The following is a 22,203-nucleotide window of genomic DNA, read 5'->3' as shown; positions in this document are numbered from 1 at the left end:
GGCAGGTCTGGTCATCAGTCTTCATCAGCGGCCATGGGTTTCGGTTCGACGAACCGGGCCGTGAGGATGGATACCTCGTACAGGGCGACGAGGGGAATGGCGAGGCTCAGCATCGTAATCGCATCAGGTGGGGCGATCACGGCGGCCACCGCAAAGGACGCAACAACGGCATAGCGACGAAAACGCTTGAGCTGCGCCACGCTCAGCAGGCCGACACGCACCAGCAGGGTCAGCACGACGGGCAGCTCGAAACAGACTCCGAAGGCGAGGATCATTTTCGTGACCAGCGTCAGATATTCCGAAACCTTGGCCTGAAGTTCGATCTGCATGCCGCCATTGGTGCTCTGCGGCGTCTGGAACGACAGGAAGAACTGCCACGCGTAAGGGAACACCACGTAATAGGCGAGTGCCGCGCCGATCAGGAACATGATGGGCGTGGCGATCAGGAACGGCGCGAAGGCACGCTTTTCGCTGCGATACAGGCCCGGCGCGATGAAGATCCAGGCCTGAATGGCGATCATCGGGAAGGACAGGCAGGTCGCACCGAAAACGGCCACGCGGATATAGGTGAAGAAGGCCTCATACAGCGCAGTATAGATCAGGTGCGGCTGCTCCCCGTTCTTGCGCATGATGTTGCCGAGCGGGGCCGCTAGGAACCGGTAGATCTCGCCCGAATAATGATAGCAGATGGCAAAGGCGATCACGAAGGTCACGATGGACCAGATCAGCCGCTTGCGCAGCTCCACGAGGTGCTCGAGGAGCGGCATCGGCGTGTCATTGATGCTGTCGGTATCGGTCATTCGCCGTCCTTTCCGCTCGCAATGGTCACGCGCCGGCCGGCATGGATGGCGCGGACGGGCGGCAGGATGTCAGGGGCGCGCCAGCGGGAGCGCTCATGCAGAAGCCGCCTTGCCGTGCTGGGGGGCAGAATGGACGGAGCATCCACGACATCGTCGTTGGGCTCGGGTTCCGGTTCGACGGGGATGTCTGCGGCCGGCTCGAACTGCGGACGGGCATTATAGGGCACCGTTTCCAGATCGGTCAGGGGCGGCGGGGGAAGCGGTGGTGCCGGCGGAACTTTCGGAAGATCCGCAGCGGACGCTTTTGCGGGCGTGTCGAGTTCCAGACTGCGCCGGATGGAATTGTCGCCGTCGATGGCCTTCGTGACACGGTCGCGCAGGTTGAAGTTCTTCAGGTCCCGGAACTGGTCGCGCGCTTCGGAGAGATCGGCTTCACGGACCATCTCGTCCACATGGGACTGGAATTCTGCCGCCATGCGCCGCATCGCCTTTAACCCGTTCGACAGGGTGCGGATGGCAACCGGCAGGTCCTTCGGGCGGATGAAGACCATCGCCACCATCACGAACAGCGCGATTTCCGAGAAACTGAAGTCAAACATGCATCATTCCTAGCCTGTCTGCTCCGTTCCGCCTACGGCAGAAGCATCGTCTTCTGCTTCCGTGGGCGCGCGGTCCAGCAGGAAGTCTTCCCGGCGGGGCAGCCCCCGCAGATCCGGCAGACCGAAACTTTCCAGAAAACTGGCCGTGGTGCCCCACAGAACCGGACGTCCTGGAACTTCCTTGCGACCTTTAGGGGCAATCAGACTGTCTTCCAGAAGGGCGTCGAGCACCGCCTGCCCGAGCGAGACGCCACGGATGGCCTCGATTTCGGCGCGGGTGCAGGGCTGGTGATAGGCGATGATGGCCAGTGTTTCCATCGCGCCGCGACTCAGACGACGGGGCTTTTCCACGACTTTGGTCAGGGCGGACGCGAATTCCGGTCGGGTGCGGAACTGCCATCCCCCCGCGACCAGCACCATTTCCACCGCATGATCAGCGTAGCGGCTCCGCACAGCCTCAAGCGCCTCTTCGACGGGCACGGGAATGGATTGTGCAGTTAGAAGCTCGGCAATGGCCGCAGGCTTTACGGGCTCAGGGCTGGCGAAAACGAGTGCCTCCACGAGAAGGCAGGCCCGGTCGAGCATTGCGGGATCCGTCATGAGGGCGTGGCCGCCCGCCATTCGATTTCTCCGAACGCCTCGGGCTGGCGCAGTTCAAGCGCCCCGCCCTTGGCCAGTTCCAGCCCCGCCAGCAGCGTGCCTGCAAGAGCGGCATTGCGCCCGTAAGGCCCCTCTTCGCCGTCCAGTTCATCCGGATCCGGCAGAAGAGAGGTCAGGGTCTGCCAGCCGACAACATGGTCTGTCCCGAGCAGGCGCTTGAGGCGGGAGAGCGCATCCTGCACGCTCCAGTAACGGCGGGCGCGCGGCGCATAGACGCGCCTGCGCCCGGTCCTGCGTCGGGCTGAAAGATAGGCCGTGATCAGAGCCGGCATGTCCACACGCAGGCCGGAGCGGTCGATTTCGGTATGGTCTTCCCCTTCCCCGCGCCGGAACACGTCGATGCCCAGACGGGGCTGTTCGGCCAGCCACCGAGCGGCGGCACGCATCCGTTCCAGTTCGATCAGGCGTTCCTGAAGCAGCTCAATCGCGTCTTCGGCGTCCGGGTCTTCGCTCTCGGCAGGCAGGAGCAGCTTGGATTTCAGCCAGGCGAGCCAGGCCGCCATGACCAGCCAGTCCGCCGCCAGTTCCAGCCGCAGGCTCCGCGCTTCCGCACGGGCCTTGTCCACAACGGCCAGATACTGCTCCACCAGTTGCAGGATGGAGATTTTCGCCAGATCCACCTTCTGCTTGCGGGCCAGATCGAGGAGCAGGTCCAGCGGCCCCTCGAACCCGTCAAGCGTCAGATGCAGTGTCTCGCTCAAACGCCAGCTCTCAGAACTGGGCCGGCGTACAGGCGACGGACTGCGCGTGCAGCTTCACGCAATAGGCCCGTGCAGATTTGAGATCCGCAAAGCCACCGATCCGCAGACGCACGAAGGTATGGTCCCCACGTGTTGTCTTCTCGAACAGCGGCGTATGGCCTGCGAACAGGGCCGGTGCCTGATGGCGCAGACTGTCCCATTCCTTGCGGGCCGCAGCCTCGCTGTCGAGCGCGCCGAGCTGGACTTCATGCGTTCCCCCGGATGTCTCGGCTTTTTCCGCAGCCGGAGCGGCGGCTTTCGGCGGTCCGACATTCTCAGGCTCCGGAACCGGCGCGGGAAGCGGCTTTTCGGCCGGTCGTGCAGCATGATGGACAGGCGCCTCTTCCTTTTTCGGCGCTTCCTTGGGCGGTGCAGCCTTCGGCGCCTCGGCAGGTGGGGCGGCCTGATCCTGCGGCTTTTCTGGAACCGTCGCAGGCAGGGCCGTGCCCGGAGACATCTGTCCCGTATCCGCAGGCGCGGCAGCTTCCGGCGAGATGGCAGGCGTCTGGGCTGTCGGCGCATTATCCGGTGCTGCACCCTCTGTCTTGGGAGCATCGGTCTTCGGTGTTTCCGGCGCAGGCGTTCCGGGCGGGACGCCGTACTGGCGGGCCAGTGCCTTCGTATCCGGCTGCTCCGGACCCGGGGCGAGATGTGCCTCGCCGTTGCCGGTCATGTCGGTGTCGCCGTCATCGCCGCCCATGATCTGCATCCCGCCCGGATCGGCCGGACGGTCCTTCACCGGGCCCGGCGGCGGTCCGATGATGGGAATGCCGCCATGATGGCTGCCCATGAGCGACCAGCCGCCGACAGCCAGCAGCAGCACAACGCCGATACCGACCGCACCACCAACCAGCTTGCGCGTGGCGGGATCATTGCCCAGTACGGACGTCAGACGCCCTGCCCCGGACGCACCGCCAGCAGCAGCCGCACGGCGACGCAGCGGGGGTTCGTCGTCATAATCGTTGCTCAGGCGCTCGCGATCGAAACGCGCCTGCGGACGCGCTCCCGGAGCCGGACCCGCAGGCTGTTTCGGGGTACGGGCGTAATCGCCCGGATCGGGGCGGTTACGGTCCTGATCGTTTTCCGGGGTCATCGCATTTCCTCTACCGGCACGACGCCGAGAATGGTGAGGGCACAGCGCAGCGTTCCCGCAATGGCCGAAACCAGCGCCAGCTTGGCGAGGCTGGTGGCGCGGTCGTTCTCATGCAGGAAGCGCAGGGTGGTGTCTTCGCGGCCCCGGTTCCACAGGGCATGGAAGTCGGAGGCCAGATCAATGCAATAGGTCGCGATCCGGTGCGGCTCGCGGGCCGTGGCGGCAGCTTCAACACTGCGCGGGAACGCGGCCAGACGGCGCAGGACGGCCAGTTCCACGTCCGAAGACAGGTTGGTCAGATCAGCACCGCACAGAGCTTCCGGCGTTACGGCATCAGCGCCAAACATCGTCTCGGCGGAACGCAGGACCGAGCGGCAGCGGGCATGGGCGTACTGGACGTAGAACACCGGGTTGTCGCGTGTCTGGGCGACGACAGCGTCCAGATCGAACTCCATCTGCGCATCGGCCTTGCGGGTCAGCATCGTGAAACGCACGGCGTCACGCCCCACTTCGTCCAGCAGGTCGCGCAGGGTGACGAACGTCCCGGCACGCTTGGACATGCGGACGGGCTCGCCGTTCTTCACGACGCGCACGATCTGGCACATCACGACTTCAAAGCCGGTCTTGCCATCCGTCAGGGCGGAAATGGCAGCCCGCATGCGGGAGACGTATCCGCCATGATCGGCACCGAGCACGTCGATCAGAACGTCGGCGTTTTCGGCCTTCTGGGCGTGGTAGCCGATGTCGTTGGCGAAATAGGTGTTGGTGCCGTCGGACTTGCGGAGCGCACGGTCCTGATCGTCGCCGAATTCGGTGGAGCGGAAGAGCATCTGCGGACGGGCTTCCCAGTCTTCCGGCATCTTGCCCTTGGGCGGCTCCAGCACGCCTTCATAAAGCAGGCCCTTGCTGTCGAGCTTGGCGATCGCGGCATCCACACGACCACTGGCCAGCGTTTCGGCTTCGCTGGCGAAGACTTCGTGCGAAATGCCCAGCGCTTCCAGATCTTCGCGGATGGCCGCCATCATCTGCGTCAGGGCTTCACGACGCACCGTCTCGAACCAGACGGACGGATCGGCCGGGCCACCGTCAGCGTTGGCGAGTGTGCGGCCATGCTTGTCAGCGATGCTCTGGGCGACAGGGATCAGGTACTCGCCCTGATATTGCAGGCCGTTCGGAGTGAGCGGGCTGAAATCGTCGGCGGAAATCTCCGTGCCGATGACCTGAAGATAGCGCCAGTACGTAGCCCAGGTCAGCGCGACGACCTGCGTTCCGGCATCGTTGATGTAGTATTCGCGCGTGACGGTGTTGCCGGCCGCTTCGAGCAGGTTGGCCAGCGCATCACCGACCACGGCGCCACGGCAGTGGCCGACATGCATTGGGCCGGTCGGGTTGGCGGAGACATATTCCACGTTCACGCGCGTCCCCTGCCCCATCGTGGAGCGGCCGTAGCGGTCGCCGGCCTTGAGGATCGAGACGGCAACGCCCTGCAGGACTTCAGGCTTGAGCGTCAGGTTCACGAAGCCCGGACCTGCGGCTTCAGCCTTGGCGACTTCCGGCAGGGCGGAGAGCTTCTCGACCAGTTCGGCGGCGATTTCGGCGGGTTTGCGGCGCGCAGGCTTGGCGGCGAGCATGGCGGCGTTCGTGGCCATGTCACCGTGGGACGGGTCGCGCGTGGGGGTCAGATCGACGCGCTGCACCACCTCTTCCGGCAGGCCGGGGACGACCGATCGCAGAGCGTCGCACACCTGAACCCGGGTGCGGGCAAAGAGACAGTCAGTCGTAAGGGTCGTGGTGTCAGCGGCCATTTCAGCTCGATTCCTGTAACGCGTCTTCAGATCAGAGGCTCTATCAGCCCAGCACGGAGAGGTCCGTCAACCGTCGATGTTCTTCCATCGCGAAACGATCGGTCATTCCGGCAATATAATCGGCCACCAGACGCCTGCGCTGCACGTCATCGGCGGCTTTCGCACGGCCCCGCAGCGGATCGGGCAGAAGGCCGGGATCTTCGGAGAGAATGTCGAAGATTTCCCGGACCGCGATCTTGGCCTTGCGCGCCATGCGGTTGACGCGCCAGTGCCGGTACATGCGGGCATAGAGGAACTTGCGGATCGCCTTGTTGGCCTCGCGCATTTCCGGGCTGAACGCCACGACCGGATATCCGGCATGGCGAATGTCGTCTGCCGATTGCGGGTTGAGCGCTTCGAGGTTCCGGCGTGTCTGATCCGTCAGGTCGGTCGCGAGCTGGTTGATGACGACGCGGATGGTTTCGTGACGCACGCGCTGGGCCTGATCGGACGCCTCGCGCCCGATCAGCCGCTCCATGTCGCGCGACCGGCGCAGGGCCTCGCCGACCAGTGGCAGGTCTTCGATGTCTTCGAAGGACAACAGCCCGGCACGCAGACCATCATCGAGATCATGCCCATGATAGGCGATATCATCCGACATAGCCGCGACCTGCGCTTCGGCCGAGGCGTGGCTTTGCAGGTCCAGATGGTGCTTGGCGTCGTATTCCACGAAATAGGGCGTGGGGCGTTTGACAGGACCGTTATGCTTGGCCAGCCCTTCCAGCGCCTCCCAGGTCAGGTTCAGACCGTCGAAGGCATGGTAACGGGCTTCAAGCGCGGTCACGAGGCGCAGGGACTGGGTGTTGTGGTCGAAACCGCCCCAGTCCTTCATGGCCAGCGCGAGCGCGTCCTCTCCGGCATGGCCGAACGGCGTATGGCCGAGGTCATGGGCGAGCGAGACGGTTTCTGTCAGGTCCTCGTTCAGGTCCAGACTGCGGGCAATGGAGCGGGCAATCTGCGCGACTTCGAGCGAATGCGTCAGGCGCGTGCGAAAGAAATCGCCTTCATGGTTGATGAAGACCTGCGTCTTGTATTGCAGAGTACGGAACCCGGCCGAGTGCAGCACGCGGTCACGGTCCCGCTGCCAGGGGGAGCGGACGGGGCTTTCCACTTCGGGATAAAGCCGTCCCCGGGAGCCGGAGTCCTGTACCGCGTAGATCGCTACCATCAAGACATGTCCTGTGTGTGAGCCGTCTGGCTGTGAACCCTGCCCCGAAGCCTTATGGCCGGTAGAGCGCCGTTTCCGGCCGGATCACAGTTTCATTCTACGCCAGCCCGGCGTGCGTGCAACCACGGAGCCTTTGCCCTTCGGGCGTCTCTGACCATATAATCAGGACCGCAGCCGTCTTGCTGGGCCTCACGGGGTCCAGCCGCCTTTTCAGAGTCCGGGAACACACGCCCATGTCCGACACCGTGCCTTTCAGCATTTCCGCCAGCGCCGCCGCCCGCATCAAGGACATCATCGCCGCCCAGCCCGAGCCGGAAGGGCTTGCGCTGCGCGTTGCGGTTCTGGCCGGCGGATGCAACGGGTTTCAGTACCAGTTCCGGCTGGAGCGGGATCAGGCGACGGATGATGTCGTCATCGAGCGCGATGGCGCGAAGGTGTTTGTCGATACGACCAGCCTGGATCTGCTGGAAAACGCCGAGCTGGAATTCGTGGACAAGCTGATGGGGGCGCATTTCACGGTCACGAACCCCAATGCCGCCTCGTCCTGTGGCTGCGGCACCAGTTTCTCGCTGGCCTGATCCGATGAATGCCACGCCGTTCACCTTCGCAAGCTGGAACATCAATTCCATCCGCGCCCGCGCCCATCATGTTCAGGACTGGCTGGAGCGCCATCCGGAATGTGACCTGCTGTGCCTTCAGGAAATCAAATGCGAGGACAGCCAGTTCCCGGCGGTGTTCGCGGAAACCGGGCTGCATGTCGCGACTTCGGGGCAGAAAGCCTATAACGGCGTGGCGCTCATCGGGCGGCGGCCTTTCACCGTCACGCATCATACGCTGCCGGGATTTGAGCATCCGTCTGCCCGCTATATCGAGACGGAAATCGACGGCATTACGATCGGCAATCTCTATCTGCCCAACGGCAATTCCGGCGGCGAAGACGGTTACGCGACCAAGCTCGCCTTCTTTGACGCGCTGGCGGCGCGGGCGCGAGTTCTGCTTGATGCGGAAAAGCCGTTCGCGTTCATCGGGGACTTCAATGTCTGCCCGACGAGCGAGGACCTAGCCTCAACCAGCCTGCCGCCGGATGATGCGCTGATCCGTCCCGAAAGCCGCGCAGCCTTCCGGCGTCTGGAATGGATGGGGCTGACGGATGCGCTGCGGGCCCTGTATCCCACGGGGCGGTATTACACGTTCTGGGACTATCAGGCGGCGGCTTTCCACCGGAACTCGGGGCTGCGGATCGACCATGCGCTGCTCTCCCCGCGCCTGACGGAGCGGCTGAAATCCTTTGAGATCGACAAGGACGAGCGGGCCAAGGAAAAGGCCTCCGATCACGTTCCGGTTCTCGTCACGGTCTGAGACCAAAGGGGCCGGGAGCATTTCCCGGCCCCTCGCCCGGTCAGGCATGACGCAGACCGGGTCTTCGCGTCAGATGGCCGGGTTGCCACTGATAGCCGTTTCCGCTCCAGCGCCAGTGCCCCGGAACCCAGCGCATGTCGCCTCCATGAGGCGGGATGGGCTCGGGCAGGACATGAGGTGGCGGGGGTGGCTGGCGGTAGGGGCCGCTATAGGGCACGAACTGTGCATGGGCTGTTCCCGTCATTGGCGCAATCGCCATCGTACCTGCAAACAGGGCGGAAACAGCCAAGATCCCTGACAGATGTTTCAGCATTAATGCTCTCCTTTCCATGACGCATTGTCACGGAAAGATGATGGCCCGATTCTATTGGCGCAGCTGCGGCGCATCTGTGGCGGAATCCGGGCAGTGCATGATTTTATGTTTCCGGTCTCAGCGTTCTGGGCGTGAGCATAAAAAAGGAGCGCTTCCCGTGGCAGGAAGCGCCCCTTTTAAAATGCCCGATTAAGCCGGATCAGTTCAGGAAAGGCTTGCCTTCGTGAGCGACCAGCAGGTCGTGCAGGTCGGTGGCGTGATCTTCCTCGTCGGCCAGAAAGCCTTCGAGCATGATGCGGGTCGTGGGATCGTTGTCGCCGAAATAGCGGATCAGTTCCTGATAATGCTCGATCACAACGCGCTCGGCGATCAGGTCCTGCTTCACCATCTCAACGAGATTGCCACCATTGCCGTATTCAGTGGCGGAACGCGTGGCTAGACCTTCGGGGTTGAAGTTCGGCACGCCGCCAAGCTGGTCGATACGGTTGGCAGCGGCCAGCATGTGTTTGCGCTCGGAAGCTGCGTGTTCGTTGAACTCATTGCCAACGCTTTCGCTGGTCAGGCCTTCAACGGAAATCGCGTGCATCGTGTAGCGCAGGACGCAGACCAGTTCGGTCGCAACAACGGCCTGCAGAATGTCGATCGTCTTCTTGACGTCGCCTTTGTAGGTGGGGGTTACAGCGCCATCGTCCAGAGACTTCTTTGCGTTTTCACGCAGCGTCTGGACGTCTGTCAGGAAGGCGTTTTTCGTATCTTCGGCCATGATGGGTCTACCCGCTTGCTAGAGAGCTTTCCCTCACAACGCAGGAATGACGAAGTGTTTCAGTGCCCGACAAAAAAAACCGGCGTCTTCGGAATTGAAGACGCCGGTCTGACAGGGAAATGAAAGATCTTACTTGCTGGCGGTCGGCTTGGGCTTCGGCAGGTCCAGAGCCAGATGCAGTTCCTTCAGACGGGCCGGTTCGACCGGGGCCGGCGCTTCCATCATCAGGTCCTCGCCGCTCTGATTGAGCGGGAAGAGAATGACTTCGCGAATGTTCGGCTCATCGGCCAGCAGCATCACGATACGGTCCACGCCCGGCGCTGCACCACCATGCGGCGGGGCACCGTAACGGAAGGCGTTCAGCATGCCGCCGAAACGCTCCTCCACGACCTCGGGGCCGTAGCCTGCGATCTCGAAGGCACGCAGCATGACCTCTGGCAGATGGTTCCGGATAGCGCCCGAGGACAGTTCCACGCCGTTGCAGACGATGTCGTACTGATAGGCGTTGATCGTCAGCGGATCCTGTGTGTTCAGCGCTTCAAGGCCACCCTGCGGCATGGAGAACGGGTTGTGCGAGAAGTCGACCTTCCCGGTTTCCTCGTTTAGCTCGTACATCGGGAAGTCCACGACCCAGCAGAAGCGGAAGGCGTTCTTCTCGATCAGGTCCAGCTCGGTTGCGACCTTGGTGCGCACCACGCCGGAGAACTTGGCGACTTCATCGCCCTTGCCTGCGGCGAAGAACACGGCATCACCGGCCTTGAGACCGCAGATTTCACGGATGCTCTCGACGCGATCGGCTTCGAGGTTCTTGGCGATCGGGCCCTTGCCGCCCTCTTCCTCGAAGATGATGTAACCCAGACCGCCGGCACCGTTTTCACGCGCCCAGCTGTTCAGCTTGTCAAAGAAGCCACGCGGACGATCACCCGCAGCCGGAGCCGGGATGGCACGGATCTGGCCACCGGAGGCTGCGATCTTGGCGAACAGACCGAAACCGGAATCGCGGAAGGCATCCGTAACGTCCTTAATGATCAGCGGATTACGCAGGTCCGGCTTGTCGGAGCCGTAGTCACGCATAGCGTCGGCATAGGGAATACGCGGGAATGCACCATCCGTGATCTTCCAGCCTTCGGGCGTGAATTCGTTGAACACGCCGGCAAGGACGGGTTCGAGCACGGTGAAGACGTCTTCCTGCGTGACGAAGGACATCTCGAAATCGAGCTGATAGAATTCGCCCGGGCTGCGATCGGCGCGGGAGGCTTCGTCACGGAAGCAGGGTGCGATCTGGAAGTAACGGTCGAACCCGGCGACCATGGCGAGCTGCTTGAACTGCTGCGGAGCCTGCGGCAAGGCGTAGAATTTGCCCGGATGCAGACGCGCCGGGACGAGGAAGTCGCGCGCACCTTCAGGGGACGAAGCCGTCAGGATCGGGGTCTGGAACTCGGTGAAGCCCTGCTCGATCATGCGCTGGCGCAGGCTCGTGATGACCTTGCTGCGGAGCATGATGTTCTGGTGCATCTTGTCACGGCGCAGGTCGATGTAGCGGTACTTCAGGCGCAGGTCTTCGGGATAGTTCTCGTTGCCCGCCACCTGGAACGGCAGGACTTCGGCGCTGGAGCGAACCTCAAGGGCATCAGCCAGGACTTCGACGTCACCGGTCGGCAGGTTCGGGTTGCGCTGCGAGCCATGACGCACCACGACCTTGCCAGTCACAGTGATGACGCTCTCGACGCGCAGGCGCTCGGCCTTTTCCAGCAGGTCCGTACCAGCGGGAATGACGATCTGCGTTACGCCGTAATGGTCGCGCAGGTCGATGAACAGCAGGCCGCCATGATCGCGCTTGCTGTGCACCCAGCCGGAAAGGCGGACAATCTGCCCGGCGTTTTCCTCGCGCAGGGCGCTACAGTCATGGGTGCGGTATGGATGCATGTCGGGCCTCTTCAACGTCCTGTGCGGATAAGTGGGCGCAGGAAGCCGGGACGGCCCTCTCATGTCAAGTTTTCTGCGACTTCAGAGGCCGCTTCCGGCCTTTTCCTTCAGGAAACCATCGAAATCGACCGCAGCCCGCGCCATATCAGCGGCATGCCCGGCCCCGGCCAGTGCGATGGGGCTGCCATCCTTGATGTAGGTGGCAAGGAACTTGAAACCGCGGATATCGCCTTCCAGCGCCACGTTATCGAAGTTTTCGCCCCAGCCCAGAAGCTCGATCTTCTTGCCGAACTGCTGCGTCCAGAACCACGGCATCGGCACATTGGGCGTATCGTGTCCCATCATGGCGAGGGCCGCGATCCTCCCCTGCACTTCGGCATGGCGCCAGTGCTCGATTCGCCGCGGGGCGCCATCATGAAAGACGGCGGAAGCGTCCCCGGCCGCATACACGCCCGGATAACCGCCCGTATCGCCGTCTCTGGTCACGCGCATCTGGGAATTCACAACAATCGCACCGCTCTTATCGCGCTCCAGACCTGAGACGTAATCCGTGGCCGGGGTGACACCGACGCCCAGAAGCACAAATGCGGCAGGCAGGCGCGTCCCGTCATCCAGTTCCACACCGGACGCCGTTCCGTCCTTGCCGTCATCGGCATAGATTTTCGTGACCCGCGCATCCGAAACGAACGCCACGCCGTTTTCTTCATGCAACTGGCGCAGACGGATGCCGATTTCACGGCCGAACTGCTTTTCCATCGGGATTTCAGTATCGGAAATGATCGTCACCCCGACACCGCGCTGGCGCAGGGAGGACGCCGCTTCAAGCCCGATGAAGCCCGAGCCCACGATCGTGACGGCCAGATTGGGGTCCAGAATGGCAGCAATGCGTTCGGCATCTGCTTCCCGGTGCAGCGTATAGACGCCCTTCATGTCCACGCCCGGAATATCCGGCTTTCTAGTGACAGCGCCCGTGGCGATCAGGACATGGTCGGCCGTCAGTTCCGTCCCGTCCTGTAATTTAGCCTTGCGCGTCCGCGGATCGAACTGCGCTACATGGCCGCGGACACGGGTAATGCCGCGTTCACTGTAGAACTCCTCGTCGCGCACCGGCGGTGCATGGGCCTTTTCGGATTCGCTGACGAGAACGGTCTTGCTCAGGGCCGTGCGGTCATAGGGAAGATCCTTTTCCTCGCTCACCATCGTGATGGTACCGGCAAATCCTTCCGCCCGGAGCGTCACCGCCGCACTGACAGCCGCAGCCCCGGCGCCGAGGAGCAGGACGCTCTCGTTTTCCTGCCGCTTTTCCGGTGCCTCACGCTGCATCGGCCTGAGCCCGACCAGCACACGGCCATCAACAACCTGAACGGGATATTGCGGCAGGGGATCGAGCGCCAGCGGCTCAACCAGACTGCCATCCACCGCATCGAAAACGGCCTTGTGCCAGGGGCAGACCAGAACGCTCCCCTTCTCCGTCCGGCAGAACGCTCCCTGTTCCAGCGGCGCTTCCTTGTGCGGGCATTTGCCAGCAAAGGCATGCACGCTGTCGCCATCCCGGATGACGACCACCGGTGTTCCATCCAGGGAAAAAGGCATGATCTTCCCATCTTCGAGCGCGTCGAAAGCGGAAAGGTCGCGGAAATCAGCGTTCGGGGTGGATTGGGGCATCGGATATGGCCTCCCGGCTGGGGAATTGGGAACAGTCATAAAAGCGAACGCAGCATAGGGCGCCGGGTTGGCAAACATCAAAAAGCCCGCCCGGACACATGGTCCGGACGGGCTTGAATGGTGCCTGCCTGATGAAGGCGGGATCAGAACATGTCGTCGAATCCGCCACCGCCGCCGTCGCCACCACCGAAATCTCCGCCGCCGCCGACATCACCACCGCCGCCGAAATCAGAATCGGAGAAGCTGCCAGCATCGGTCCCGGCGCCACCGAACGGATCGGAGGCCGAGGCGTCACCGCCATAGTTGTTGATGATGGTGTCGCCACCCGCACCCCAGCCACCGGCAGCATCTCCACCAGCACCGTGATGATCGGAGAACAGGCCTTCAAGCGCGTTGGCGGCCATCATGCCACCAGCCACACCTGCGGCCGTCGTCAGGGCCGAGCCAAGGAAGCCCGAGCCGCCGCGCTGGAACATGCCCGGCTGATAACCCGGCGGATAGGCATATTGCTGCTGCGGCATGAAGTTCGGTGGCGGAGCAGCCTGCGAGCCCCAGCCCGGCGGCGGTGCCGACTGCTGCGGACGGTTGCCGCCACCACCAAACAGGCCACCGAACAGTCCCGGCTTGGAGCCGCCCGACTGCTGCGCCTGCGCGAGCTGCTGCTGGGCCTGCTGGAGCTGGAACTCGAGTTGGCGGATGCGGTTCTGAGCCTGCGCGAGCGCGGCTTCCTGCACCACGGCCATCTGCGTGACGCGGTAGCGGGCTTCCGGATATTTCTGGAAGTTCTCGGCGATGAAGCGGTCCGCTTCAGGGTCGATCGGCGGCAGGGGCGCGGCCGGTGGCTGTCCAGGCCCCGTGACCTGCGGCCCTCCCCCGACACGGGCGACGAAACGGGCGATCAGATCGCGTTCTTCGTTGTTCATCGTCATCATCCTTCCAGATGAAGAAATTGCAGAGCGTCAATCATATGATGCACTCGCGCCCAGTCTACAAGATCGGCGAAATGACGCTCCCTTCCGGTTAAGGGCCTGTGCCTGTAAGGTGGCGCCCGATTTCTGCCAACCGGAGCCTATCGAATTGTCTGCGACCCGGCCGCTCTGCTTTCAGGACCTGATCCTGCGCCTTCATCAATTCTGGTCCGAGAAGGGCTGCGCCATCCTGCAGCCTTACGATACCGAACTCGGAGCAGGCACGCTCTCCCCTCACACCACGCTCCGCGCGCTCGGCCCCAAGCCCTGGGCCGCCGCCTATGTGCAGCCCTGCCGCCGTCCGTCTGATGGCCGTTACGGTGAAAACCCGAACCGCCTTCAGCACTATTACCAGTACCAGGTGCTGCTCAAGCCGACGCCGGAAGACAGCCAGCAGCTTCTGCTCGACAGCTACCGCGCCATCGGGATCGATCCGGAACTGCACGATATCCGATTCGTCGAGGATGACTGGGAAAACCCGACCATCGGTGCCTGGGGACTGGGCTGGGAAGTCTGGTGTGACGGGATGGAAGTTTCGCAGTTCACCTATTTCCAGCAGGTTGGCGGCATTCCGACCGTCATGCCGTCCACGGAGTTGACCTACGGGCTCGAGCGTCTGGCGATGTATGTGCAGGGCGTCGAGAACGTCTACGACCTCGACTTCAACGGCAAGGGCCTGACCTATGGCGATGTGTTCCTGCGCGCCGAACAGGACTACTCGCGCCACAATTTCGAGCTCGCCGACACGCAGATGCTGCTGACCCATTTCAACGATGCCGAGCGTGAGTCCATGCGTCTGGCCGAGGCCGGCGTGGCCCAGCCCGCCTATGACCAGTGCCTCAAGGCCTCGCATCTATTCAATCTGCTCGATGCGCGGGGCGTGATCTCCGTGTCCGAGCGCGCATCCTATATCGGGCGCGTCCGAGCGCTTGCCAAAGCCGCCTGCGAAGCATGGCTCGCCGGTGAGGAGGAGACGTCCCATGGCTGAACTCTTTATCGAACTGTTCAGCGAGGAAATCCCCTCCGGCATGCAGGCCCGCGCGGCCGACGATCTGGGTTCGCTGCTCACGAAGGCACTGGATGGCCTGAATCCGCGCGATCTGCGCACATTCTTTGGCGCCCGTCGCATCGCAGCAATCCTGACTGTCGATGCCGAAATCCCGGCCCGCAGCGTCTCCGAGCGCGGCCCGCGTGAAGGCGCGCCCGAGAAGGCTCTGGCCGGGTTCACCCGCAAGCATGGCGTCACGCCTGATGAGCTGACGCTGGAAAACGGCTTCTGGGTCCTGAACAAATCGCTCGATCCGGTGAGCGCAGAAAGCCGCGTGGCCGAGGCCGTGCCCGAGCTTCTGTGGAAGTTCCCTTGGCCGAAATCCATGCGCTGGGGTGCGGGCTCGAACTTCACCTGGGTCCGCCCGCTGCGCCGGATCGCCTGTCTGCTGGATGGGCATGTCGTGCCGTTCGCCCTCGCCCGTGAAGGGGATGATGCGCATGGTCTGAAGGCGTCCAACCTTTCCGAAGGTCATCGCTTTCTGGCACCGGGTCCGTTCGAGATCCTGTCCGGCCAGCAGTGGCAGGAAGAGCTTGAGACACGCTCGGTCATCGTGGATATGGACAGCCGCCGCGACATGGTGCGCACCGGTGTGGCGCGTCTGGCGGACCAGCATGGTATTACGGTCGTGCAGGATGACGGGCTGGTTGATGAAGTCTGCGGACTGGTCGAATATCCGGTGCCGCTTCTGGGCAAAATCGACGCAGCATTCATGGATCTGCCGGCCGAAGTGATGCAGGTCTCCATGCGGATCAACCAGCGCTATTTCGCCCTGCGCAATCCGGACGGCAAGGCCGCGCCCTATTTCGCCTTCGTCGGCAATCTGCCGTTCAAGGATGGCGGCAAGCTGACCACGGCCGGCAATGAGCGTGTGCTCCGCGCCCGTTTTGCCGATGCCCGACATTTCTGGGATCTGGATCGCAAGACCAAGCTGGCCGACCGCGTTCCGGCGCTGGCGGCAGTGACGTTCCATGCCAAGCTCGGCACGCAGGCCGAACGCGCCGAGCGGATCTCGAAGCTTGCGGGCACCGTGGCGCAGGCCATGTGGCTTGATGGCGCACAGATTGCCCAGGCCGAGCGCGCAGGTCTGCTGGCCAAGGCAGATCTGACAACCGGAATGGTCGGCGAGTTCCCCGAACTTCAGGGCATCATGGGCGGCTATTATGCGGCGCATGATGGCGAGGACGAGGCCGTCTCCCGCGCGGTGGCCGAGCATTATCTGCCGCGCGGTCAGTCCGACGACACCGCGAAGGCACCGGTTTCGGTCGCTGTAGCTCTGGCAGACCGGCTGGACCTGCTGGCCGGGTTCTTCGCCATTGGCGAACTGCCGAGCGGTTCGGGCGATCCGTATGCGCTGCGTCGTGCAGCACTCGGCATCATCCGCACAATCCGTGACAACGGGCTGCGTCTGGACCTGACGGAACTGTTCGCACAGGCCGCTAATGGTCGGACGGGTGGCGAGCTGGCCAAGCTGCCGGACTTCATTGCGGAGCGCCTGCGCGTGCAGCTTCGCAGCGAAGGCGAGCGGCATGACGTGCTCGCTGCAACGCTTGCTGGTGGTCTTGATGGCGATCTGGTCCGGCTTCTGGCCCGGACCTCAGCGCTGTCGGAAATGATCCAGACGGAAGACGGGCGCAACCTGCTCGCCGCCGCCAAGCGCGCCGCCAACATTCTGCGCATCGAGGACAAGAAGGACGGCCCGCATACCGGCGCGCCTGATCCGGCTCTCTATACGCAGGATGAGGAACGCGCGCTCGCCGGCGGTCTGGATCAGGCCGTGCCTGCGATCGAGACGGCCCTGAAGGAAGAGCGCTTCACCGATGCGATGCAGGCCATTGCGGCTCTGCGCCCGACGCTGGACCGCTTCTTCGAGGCCGTAACCGTCAATGCGCCGGAACCGGAAGTGCGGGCCAATCGCCTCAAACTGCTGTCCCGCTTCCGCGAGACAACGGCCCTGATCGCCGATTTCGGCCAGATCGAGGGCTGAAGCCATGGGAGCGTGGTGGTCCGGATCCGTCACCACGTTCCTTCACACTCCCCCGGACCAGCTCTGCGCCGCCCTGTCCCACAAGGTGGTGCAGAACCGTTTCCAGGGCGAGCCGCAGCAGGCTCGTGCCTGGGAAGCACAGATCGATCTTCTGCGTAATACGCTTCCCACAATTCCCAACGCACAGGACTGGCAGGTTCTGTTCGAGTTCCCGATCCCGCGCCTGGGCGGACGGATCGACACGGTTCTGGTGTCGCCTGGCGCAGTTTACGTGCTGGAATTCAAAATCGGATCGTCCAGCTTCGACGCGTCAGCCCTCTCCCAGACGGAAGGCTATGCGCTTGACCTGCTGGATTTTCATGCCGCTAGCCGGACTCATCCGCTTATTCCCGTTCTGGTCGCCACGGATGCGCCGCCCCGCGCCCAGACAACGCCGCTTCTGCTGCCTTTGGGCGTCACAGAGGTTCAGCGCGTCAATGGGACCGGACTGAAAACGCTCCTGACCACGCTGGCAGTGCAAACGGCTCATACCGAAAATCCGCTGATCCCCGCGCAATGGGAACATGCTCCCTACGATCCGGTCCCGAGCATTGTGGAAGCGGCCCGGCAGATTTACGCCACGCATAGCGTTGCCGATATCCACACCGCCCGTGCGGATGCGACAAACCTGACGCAGACCTCGGCCTGCATCGCCAGCATTCTGGAAAAAGCCCGGACGGAAGGATGCAAGGTGATTGTGTTCGTCTCGGGTATTCCCGGCGCGGGCAAGACGTTGTGTGGGCTGAAAGCGGCTTTTGCGGATGGGAGCGATGGGACAGGGGCGACCTTCCTAACGGGCAACCCCACCCTTGTTTCGGTGCTGCGGGAAGCCCTGACGCGCGATACGGTCAGTCGATGGCAAAAGCGTCCCCTCGTGGAGCAGCGGATGGAATCCACCATCCAGTCCCTGACGAAATTCCGCGACCACTATGTCGGGCGGCCCGCGGAATGTCCGCCTGAACAGGTCATGGTCATTGACGAGGCACAGCGATGCTGGACGCAGGCTCAGGCTGTCCGCAAAAGTGCGTCGCGGCATGTGAAGCTGACGGAGTCCGAACCTGCGCATCTGCTGGACATCATGGGACGGCATGACGGTTTCGCGGCCATTCTGTGCCTGATCGGGCATGGGCAGGAAATCAATGACGGTGAAGGCGGCTTGGCCTGCTGGGGTGAAGCGCTTCTGAGCCGCCCGGCATGGCGCGTTGAAGCCGCTCCGGATGTGATCGGAACCGGGGATCTGACGCATCTGCCCGCAACACTTGAAGCCGGGCGGCAGCGTTTTCTGCATCTTGGTGTGGCCGTCCGCTCCCTGCGCGAAGAAACCGCACCGCGCTGGGTCAATGCCGTTCTGAATGGAGACGTCGAGACGGCCCGGCGTCTGGCCGCGCAGACGGATCTGCCGTTCCGTCTCACACGCAGTCTGGACGATCTGCGTGCGGGGCTGCGCCACCGGTCGCGGCTGACCTATCGGTGTGGGCTGGTGGCAAGTTCCAAGGCCAAGCGGCTGCGGGCCGAAGGGCTGGGCTGTGAAGTTCCACATATGGACGACAAGGCCGTCTCCCAATGGTTCCTGAACCGCTGGGTTCCAGATCGGGATATCCGGGCCTCCGACGCGCTGGAGACCTGTGCGACGGAGTTTGCCATTCAGGGACTGGAGCTGGATTTTGTGGGGTTGTGCTGGGACGGCGACCTGATCCGTGCGCCTTCAGGCGGTCGCTGGCAACCGCGTCGTTTTTCAGGCACAAAATGGGCCAATGTCAGCTCAGCAGAAGCGACGCTGTGGCGGCTGAACACCTATCGCGTTTTGCTGACACGGGCACGTTACGAAACGCTGATCTGGGTGCCGAAAGGCAGCGCGGATGATCCGACGCGCGATCCGGAAACGCTGGACCGGATTGCGGATTTCCTGATGACGTGCGGCGTGCTTCTTCTGGAGCCTGCGGCCCCTGCCCAAGCCTTCACTTTGCAGAACGATCTGGCAGACCTGCTTCAGGATTAGTCGTCGTCATCGTCTTCCGTGCCGGGATCACGCTCGTTGCGATGGACCCAGGCCGACATGAGCAGGCCGAAGCCGAACATCATCGTCAGCATGGCCGAACCGCCATAGGAAATAAGCGGCAACGGCACGCCACCGACCGGGATGGCGCCCATGACCATCGACAGGTTCACGGCGCAATAGAGGAAGAAGTCCATCGCAATGCCCAGACCCAGCAGTCGCCCGAACTGGTTGCGGCTGCGGATGGCAATGAGCATGCCGCCCATGACGAGCGTGCCCAGCAACGTGATGACGGCAATCCCACCGACAAAACCCCACTCTTCCCCGATCATGGTAAAGATGAAGTCCGTCTGTTTTTCCGGCAGGAAGTTCAGCTGCCCCTGACTGCCATGCAGGTATCCCTCGCCCCACATACCGCCGGAGCCGAGCGCAATCTTCGACTGGATGATGTTGTAGCCCGCTCCCAGCGGATCATGCTCGGGGTGCAGGAACGTATCGATCCGGGCCTTCTGGTAGTCGTGCAGATGGCTGTAGATCAGCTTGCCCATGAACGGCAGCGGCGCCACGAGCAGCAGGATCTGCCACAGCCGCATCCCGGCTGCGAAGAACATCGTCGCGCCGATGACGCCGATGATGGTGGCTGTTCCGAGATTGGGTTCCTTGAGCACTAGCAGGACCGGCAGCAGCGTCAGCAGCGCAGGCGGGATCAGGCGCAGCGGATTGCCCATCCGCTCATTGCCGATGCGGTGAAACCAGGTCGCCAGCATCAGAACGAGGCCGATCTTGGCAAATTCGGACGGCTGGAACTGCATACCCGCCAGATTAATCCAGCGTTCCGCCCCCTTCCCCACATGCCCCATCCGCAGCACAAGCGTGAGCAACGTGACCGAGAGCAGATAGATCGGCACCGATGCCATGCGCAGGATGCGCGGACTGACGAGCGAAACGGCGATCATCATCACCAATCCGAAGCCGAACCGCACCATCTGCGGCCCGGCAAACGGCTTGGCTGACCCGCCCCCTGCCGAGTACAGGGCAATATAACCCACGCCTGCCAGCAGACAGACCAGCAGCACATAGAGCCAGTTGACCTGAAGCAGCCGCGCCATAGGCCGAAAATCAGGCTCCGCGCGAAGAAGGCGGCGGTCGGATTTGAGGAAGCCGAACGTGTTCAGGCCGTTGCGTCTCATTGCGGCGCTCCCGGATCTAGCTGCCCCTGCCCTGTGGGCTGCGAAGCCGGAGCGGACGCAGTATCCGCAGGCTGTGCACCCTCTGCGGCAGGCTCGGTGGCCGGAGCAGACACGGGTGCAGGTGGACGGACATCGCTGGCCGGATCACGCAGCAGGGCGTCAGTCATGATGAGCTTGGCGAGCGGGGCTGCCTCATCTGCACCCGCATTGCCGTGCTCCACGACGACGGAAACCGCATATTTCGGATTGTCGTAAGGCGCAAAGCAGATGAACAGCGCGTGTGGACGGTATTCCCAAGGCAGGTTCATAGAGTTGAAATGCCCGGACTCACGCAGCGCACGCGAGACACGGCGGACCTGTGCAGAACCTGTCTTGCCGGCCATTTGGATGCCGGGAAGGTCCAGTCGGGCTTTGGGCGCCGTACCATGCGGCTCGTTGACGACCGCGAACATACCCCCGCGTACGACGTCCAGATAATCGGGAGGCAGATCAACCTTCGCCGCCTCATCCAGAGATGCCAGCGGAGAAAGTTGATCGTTAGTCGCCCGCAACAGATGCGGCTGCACGTTCCGACCGGATGCGATGCGCGAGACATAGGTTGCAAGAGCGAGTGGCGTGACCTGGACAAAGCCCTGCCCGATACCGGCATTGACCGTATCACCACCATTCCAGTGGAATCCGTGCCGCTGTCGCCATTCCGGAGTCGGAATGACGCCGGAGCGGACATGCGGCAGTTCGATGTCCAACTTGACGCCCAGCCCCATCGCATTACCGACCGCCTGAATTGGGTCCATCCCACACCGACGTGCCACTTCATAGAAGTAAACATCGCAGGAATATTTCAGGCCTTCATGCATGTTGATGAGGCCATGTCCCCAGCGGTTCCAGCAATGGAAGCGCACACCGCCCAGATCGTAATATCCGGGGCAGTTGAAGCGGTCATGCGCGGTGACGGAACCGGATTTCAGGGCGGCCAAGGCCACGGCCGGCTTGAAAGTAGAGCCGGGCGGATAGAGGCCGGACACTGCCTTGTCCACCAGCGGGGTGCGCGGATCATTGGCCCATTCGTTCCACTGGGCATGGCTGACGCCGGAATCGAACAGTGACGGATCGAAGGACGGCGTGCTGACCATCGCCATCACCTCGCCATTGCGGCAGTCCATGACTACGGCACTGGCCACACGATCCTCAAGACGGTTGAGCACCTGCTTCTGGAGGACGGAATCCAGCGTCAGGCGGACATCTTCACCCTGCTGACCTTCCACACGATCGATCTCACCAATAACGCGCCCGACCGCGTTGACTTCCATCTCCACGGAGCCCGGTTCACCGCGCAGTACGGCTTCCTGCGTCTGTTCGATCCCGGCACGCCCGACACGCATGCCTGGCAGCGAAAGCGTCGTATCCTTCGCCACGTCCTCTTCATTGGGAGGCGCGACATAGCCGACGATATGGGCCGTCAGATCCTTGAACGGATAAAGCCGCGTCGATCCGACATCGACCAGCACGCCTGGCAGAGACGGCGCATTAAGCTCGATCCGTGCCATGTCGTCCCAGGACAGAAACTCATGCAGCGTGACGGGGACGTATTTATGAACATGCCGCAGGTCACGCTCGATCCGGGAGCGGTCATGCTCGTCCAAAGGAACGATCTGCGAAAAGCGTTCGATGACGGCCGGAATATCGGTCGTCTCTTCCGGCATCAGAAGCGCACGCCAGCTCACCTTGTTGTCTGCCAGCGCCACGCCGAAACGGTCATGGATTGTGCCACGCGCCGGGGCCAGAAGGCGTTTGCTGGTCCGGTTGCGCTCGGCAAGCTGGCGCAGATGGCCGCCATCCACGACCTGCAGATTATACAACCGCCGCCCGAGTACCCCGAGAACTCCCGCCTGCACGGCCATGACTAGCAGCGCACGACGCGTAAAGACACCGCGCCCCGAGCGGACAGGCTCAACCTGACGCTTCTGGCGTATCCGCGACCGGAAAGGAGTATTTCGGGAAAACATCAGGGCAGAAATTCAGGATCCGGAAAAGAAAACAGCCTT

Annotated in this window: 19 protein-coding genes; 5 read left to right on the top strand and 14 right to left on the bottom strand. The window is 62.9% G+C overall.

Going from position 1 to position 22,203, the window contains the following annotated elements; translation table 11 throughout:
• Positions 1 to 14 precede the first annotated feature (14 nt).
• The 7 genes from tatC to GRO01_RS02190 are packed head-to-tail and all read right to left on the bottom strand — an operon-like array spanning position 15 to position 6,904.
• The gene (tatC, locus tag GRO01_RS02220; protein WP_011253278.1) at positions 15 to 800 is read right to left on the bottom strand and encodes a twin-arginine translocase subunit TatC; all 786 of its coding nucleotides are present in this window, start codon (positions 798 to 800) and stop codon (positions 15 to 17) included.
• Complete coding sequence (locus tag GRO01_RS02215; protein ID WP_062495815.1) at positions 797 to 1,399, bottom strand: hypothetical protein; 603 nt, start codon at positions 1,397 to 1,399, stop codon at positions 797 to 799. Before GRO01_RS02215 ends, tatC begins: the two co-directional genes overlap by 4 nt.
• A 9-nt stretch (positions 1,400 to 1,408) precedes the next feature.
• Entirely contained in the window at positions 1,409 to 2,020 is a 612-nt protein-coding gene (gene scpB / locus GRO01_RS02210; protein ID WP_062448566.1) for an SMC-Scp complex subunit ScpB, read from the bottom strand.
• Positions 1,996 to 2,760 carry a segregation and condensation protein A gene (locus GRO01_RS02205; protein WP_062508630.1) on the bottom strand — a complete coding sequence of 255 codons (765 nt, stop codon included), beginning with the start codon at positions 2,758 to 2,760 and terminating at the stop codon, positions 1,996 to 1,998. Before GRO01_RS02205 ends, scpB begins: the two co-directional genes overlap by 25 nt.
• A gap of 10 nt (positions 2,761 to 2,770) precedes the next feature.
• Positions 2,771 to 3,892, bottom strand: coding sequence for an SPOR domain-containing protein (locus GRO01_RS02200; RefSeq protein ID WP_062508628.1), 1,122 nt, complete (start codon positions 3,890 to 3,892; stop codon positions 2,771 to 2,773).
• The gene (gene argS / locus GRO01_RS02195) at positions 3,889 to 5,697 is read right to left on the bottom strand and encodes an arginine--tRNA ligase (RefSeq protein ID WP_062508626.1); all 1,809 of its coding nucleotides are present in this window, start codon (positions 5,695 to 5,697) and stop codon (positions 3,889 to 3,891) included. Before argS ends, GRO01_RS02200 begins: the two co-directional genes overlap by 4 nt.
• A gap of 43 nt (positions 5,698 to 5,740) precedes the next feature.
• Positions 5,741 to 6,904 carry a deoxyguanosinetriphosphate triphosphohydrolase gene (locus tag GRO01_RS02190; RefSeq protein WP_062508625.1) on the bottom strand — a complete coding sequence of 388 codons (1,164 nt, stop codon included), beginning with the start codon at positions 6,902 to 6,904 and terminating at the stop codon, positions 5,741 to 5,743.
• 233 nt (positions 6,905 to 7,137) lie between these two features.
• Between GRO01_RS02190 and GRO01_RS02185 the strand changes: the two genes are divergently transcribed.
• Both GRO01_RS02185 and xth read left to right on the top strand, forming a co-directional pair.
• Complete coding sequence (locus GRO01_RS02185) at positions 7,138 to 7,482, top strand: HesB/IscA family protein (protein WP_062508624.1); 345 nt, start codon at positions 7,138 to 7,140, stop codon at positions 7,480 to 7,482.
• Positions 7,483 to 7,486: 4 nt separating this feature from the next.
• A complete protein-coding gene (gene xth, locus GRO01_RS02180) occupies positions 7,487 to 8,263 on the top strand; it encodes an exodeoxyribonuclease III (protein ID WP_062508623.1) in 777 nt (258 codons plus the stop codon).
• A gap of 40 nt (positions 8,264 to 8,303) precedes the next feature.
• On the opposite strand, the gene GRO01_RS02175 is transcribed toward xth, so the two are convergent.
• From GRO01_RS02175 to GRO01_RS02155, 5 genes are all read right to left on the bottom strand, one after another.
• A complete protein-coding gene (locus tag GRO01_RS02175) occupies positions 8,304 to 8,576 on the bottom strand; it encodes a YXWGXW repeat-containing protein (protein ID WP_062508622.1) in 273 nt (90 codons plus the stop codon).
• A gap of 199 nt (positions 8,577 to 8,775) precedes the next feature.
• Positions 8,776 to 9,339, bottom strand: coding sequence for a ferritin-like domain-containing protein (locus GRO01_RS02170; protein ID WP_062502168.1), 564 nt, complete (start codon positions 9,337 to 9,339; stop codon positions 8,776 to 8,778).
• A 129-nt stretch (positions 9,340 to 9,468) separates the two neighbouring features.
• Positions 9,469 to 11,265 carry an aspartate--tRNA ligase gene (gene aspS / locus GRO01_RS02165; RefSeq protein ID WP_062508621.1) on the bottom strand — a complete coding sequence of 599 codons (1,797 nt, stop codon included), beginning with the start codon at positions 11,263 to 11,265 and terminating at the stop codon, positions 9,469 to 9,471.
• Between the two features lie 81 nt (positions 11,266 to 11,346).
• The gene (locus tag GRO01_RS02160) at positions 11,347 to 12,930 is read right to left on the bottom strand and encodes an FAD-dependent oxidoreductase (RefSeq protein ID WP_062508796.1); all 1,584 of its coding nucleotides are present in this window, start codon (positions 12,928 to 12,930) and stop codon (positions 11,347 to 11,349) included.
• A gap of 143 nt (positions 12,931 to 13,073) precedes the next feature.
• Positions 13,074 to 13,853, bottom strand: a complete 780-nt coding sequence (locus GRO01_RS02155; RefSeq protein WP_062508794.1) for a DUF2076 domain-containing protein — start codon at positions 13,851 to 13,853, stop codon at positions 13,074 to 13,076.
• 154 nt (positions 13,854 to 14,007) lie between these two features.
• On the opposite strand from GRO01_RS02155, the gene GRO01_RS02150 reads away from it, so the two are divergent.
• The 3 genes from GRO01_RS02150 to GRO01_RS02140 are packed head-to-tail and all read left to right on the top strand — an operon-like array spanning position 14,008 to position 18,971.
• Positions 14,008 to 14,886, top strand: coding sequence for a glycine--tRNA ligase subunit alpha (locus GRO01_RS02150; RefSeq protein ID WP_041112029.1), 879 nt, complete (start codon positions 14,008 to 14,010; stop codon positions 14,884 to 14,886).
• Complete coding sequence (glyS, locus tag GRO01_RS02145; protein ID WP_062508620.1) at positions 14,879 to 16,933, top strand: glycine--tRNA ligase subunit beta; 2,055 nt, start codon at positions 14,879 to 14,881, stop codon at positions 16,931 to 16,933. Before GRO01_RS02150 ends, glyS begins: the two co-directional genes overlap by 8 nt.
• A 4-nt stretch (positions 16,934 to 16,937) precedes the next feature.
• Positions 16,938 to 18,971 carry a DUF2075 domain-containing protein gene (locus tag GRO01_RS02140; protein ID WP_062508619.1) on the top strand — a complete coding sequence of 678 codons (2,034 nt, stop codon included), beginning with the start codon at positions 16,938 to 16,940 and terminating at the stop codon, positions 18,969 to 18,971.
• Here GRO01_RS02140 and rodA read toward each other — a convergent pair.
• Positions 18,968 to 20,158 (bottom strand): rod shape-determining protein RodA, encoded by a 1,191-nt coding sequence (gene rodA, locus GRO01_RS02135; RefSeq protein WP_062508617.1) that lies wholly within the window; start codon positions 20,156 to 20,158, stop codon positions 18,968 to 18,970. The genes GRO01_RS02140 and rodA overlap by 4 nt on opposite strands.
• Positions 20,155 to 22,164: a penicillin-binding protein 2 gene (gene mrdA / locus GRO01_RS02130; RefSeq protein ID WP_062508615.1), complete on the bottom strand. Its 2,010-nt coding sequence runs from the start codon at positions 22,162 to 22,164 to the stop codon at positions 20,155 to 20,157. Before mrdA ends, rodA begins: the two co-directional genes overlap by 4 nt.
• Between the last annotated feature and the right edge of the window lie 39 nt (positions 22,165 to 22,203).

This window comes from Gluconobacter roseus NBRC 3990, from assembly GCF_006538885.1.
GTDB lineage: Bacteria > Pseudomonadota > Alphaproteobacteria > Acetobacterales > Acetobacteraceae > Gluconobacter > Gluconobacter roseus.
This window is presented reverse-complemented; position numbering and strand designations above follow the sequence as displayed.

Bases quoted from the DNA above. Each gene is read 5' to 3' on its own strand.
- GRO01_RS02170 (WP_062502168.1), bottom strand. From the start codon at position 9,339: ATGGCCGAAGATACGAAAAACGCCTTCCTGACAGACGTCCAGACGCTG.
- aspS (WP_062508621.1), bottom strand. From the start codon at position 11,265: ATGCATCCATACCGCACCCATGACTGTAGCGCCCTGCGCGAGGAAAAC.
- GRO01_RS02155 (WP_062508794.1), bottom strand. From the start codon at position 13,853: ATGAACAACGAAGAACGCGATCTGATCGCCCGTTTCGTCGCCCGTGTC.
- GRO01_RS02160 (WP_062508796.1), bottom strand. From the start codon at position 12,930: ATGCCCCAATCCACCCCGAACGCTGATTTCCGCGACCTTTCCGCTTTC.
- mrdA (WP_062508615.1), bottom strand. From the start codon at position 22,164: ATGTTTTCCCGAAATACTCCTTTCCGGTCGCGGATACGCCAGAAGCGT.
- argS (WP_062508626.1), bottom strand. From the start codon at position 5,697: ATGGCCGCTGACACCACGACCCTTACGACTGACTGTCTCTTTGCCCGC.
- GRO01_RS02140 (WP_062508619.1), top strand. From the start codon at position 16,938: ATGGGAGCGTGGTGGTCCGGATCCGTCACCACGTTCCTTCACACTCCC.
- GRO01_RS02200 (WP_062508628.1), bottom strand. From the start codon at position 3,892: ATGACCCCGGAAAACGATCAGGACCGTAACCGCCCCGATCCGGGCGAT.
- xth (WP_062508623.1), top strand. From the start codon at position 7,487: ATGAATGCCACGCCGTTCACCTTCGCAAGCTGGAACATCAATTCCATC.
- scpB (WP_062448566.1), bottom strand. From the start codon at position 2,020: ATGGCGGGCGGCCACGCCCTCATGACGGATCCCGCAATGCTCGACCGG.
- glyS (WP_062508620.1), top strand. From the start codon at position 14,879: ATGGCTGAACTCTTTATCGAACTGTTCAGCGAGGAAATCCCCTCCGGC.
- rodA (WP_062508617.1), bottom strand. From the start codon at position 20,158: ATGAGACGCAACGGCCTGAACACGTTCGGCTTCCTCAAATCCGACCGC.
- GRO01_RS02175 (WP_062508622.1), bottom strand. From the start codon at position 8,576: ATGCTGAAACATCTGTCAGGGATCTTGGCTGTTTCCGCCCTGTTTGCA.
- GRO01_RS02185 (WP_062508624.1), top strand. From the start codon at position 7,138: ATGTCCGACACCGTGCCTTTCAGCATTTCCGCCAGCGCCGCCGCCCGC.
- tatC (WP_011253278.1), bottom strand. From the start codon at position 800: ATGACCGATACCGACAGCATCAATGACACGCCGATGCCGCTCCTCGAG.
- GRO01_RS02190 (WP_062508625.1), bottom strand. From the start codon at position 6,904: ATGGTAGCGATCTACGCGGTACAGGACTCCGGCTCCCGGGGACGGCTT.
- GRO01_RS02215 (WP_062495815.1), bottom strand. From the start codon at position 1,399: ATGTTTGACTTCAGTTTCTCGGAAATCGCGCTGTTCGTGATGGTGGCG.